2 protein-coding genes are annotated in these 943 nt (G+C 63.4%); both read left to right on the top strand.

Annotated features, from left to right (window positions below; all coding sequences use genetic code 11):
• The coding region (locus HX823_RS30525; protein WP_177078327.1) for a TauD/TfdA family dioxygenase at positions 1–511 on the top strand (511 nt) is incomplete at its 5' end.
• Positions 512–607: 96 nt separating this feature from the next.
• The coding region (locus tag HX823_RS32115; protein WP_256350339.1) for a TonB-dependent receptor plug domain-containing protein at positions 608–943 on the top strand (336 nt) is incomplete at its 3' end.

Below are 943 nucleotides of genomic sequence, written 5' to 3'. Positions count from 1 at the left end.
GTTGCTGCAACCCACCCTTGGCGCGGTCTTGCGTGCGGTGGACTTGCCAGAAGTCGGTGGCGACACCCTGTGGGCTGATGTCGGTGCGGTGTACCGGGCCTTACCGGATGAACTGCGCGCCGAAATCGACGACCTGCACGTGGTGCACGACTTCAAGAAGTCCCTGGACAAGGTCGGCTACGATTACCCGATCCTCGCCCACCCGCTGGTACGCACCCACCCGGAAACCGGCGAAGACGGCCTGTTCATCAACTTCTCGCAGAACCCGTCGGTGAGCGGCTGGACGCCGCAACAGAGCAAGCAACTGATCGACCGTCTGCTGCTGGAATTCAACAAGCCGGAACACCAGGTGCGTTTCAAATGGCGCCCCGGTTCGGTGGCGTTCTGGGACAACCGCTCCACCCTGCATTATCCGGTCTACAACTATGGCGACTACCCACGTCGCATGGAGCGGGTGCTGATTGCCTATGACGATATTCCGCATCGGGTAAGAGCGGCCAACGCGGCCTGACGCCCTTTCAACCACAACAAAGATCCCCTGTGGAAGTGGGCTTGCCCGCTCCCACAAAGGGTCGGCGGCGCTCTCTCGTCCTTCGGAAATAGTCCCATGCCTCCATCGCGCTTTCACTATTGCGCAGCAGCGCTGAGCCTGCTCGCCATCAACTTCCCGGCCCAAGCCGAAGACCCCGACAAAACCCTCGGCACCGTCGTCGTCACCGGCAACCGTGGCAACCAGGCCCGCACCCTCGCCGACAGCCCCTCGCCCATCGACGTGATCAGCGCCGAGCAGCTGCAAGCCAGTGGCAAGGTCGGCCTCAAGGAACTGCTGGCGCGTCTGTTGCCGTCCTTCAACCTGCCGGCGATCAACGGCGGCGGCACCTCATGGTCGGTCCGCGGCGTGACCATGCGCGGCCTGTCCGGTGACCAGGTGCTGGTGCTGGTC

This window comes from Pseudomonas sp. P7759 (genome assembly GCF_013386445.1).
Lineage (GTDB): Bacteria > Pseudomonadota > Gammaproteobacteria > Pseudomonadales > Pseudomonadaceae > Aquipseudomonas > Aquipseudomonas azotoformans_A.
The sequence above is the reverse complement of the archived record's forward strand: the minus strand, read 5'-3'. Positions and strand labels throughout refer to the sequence as shown.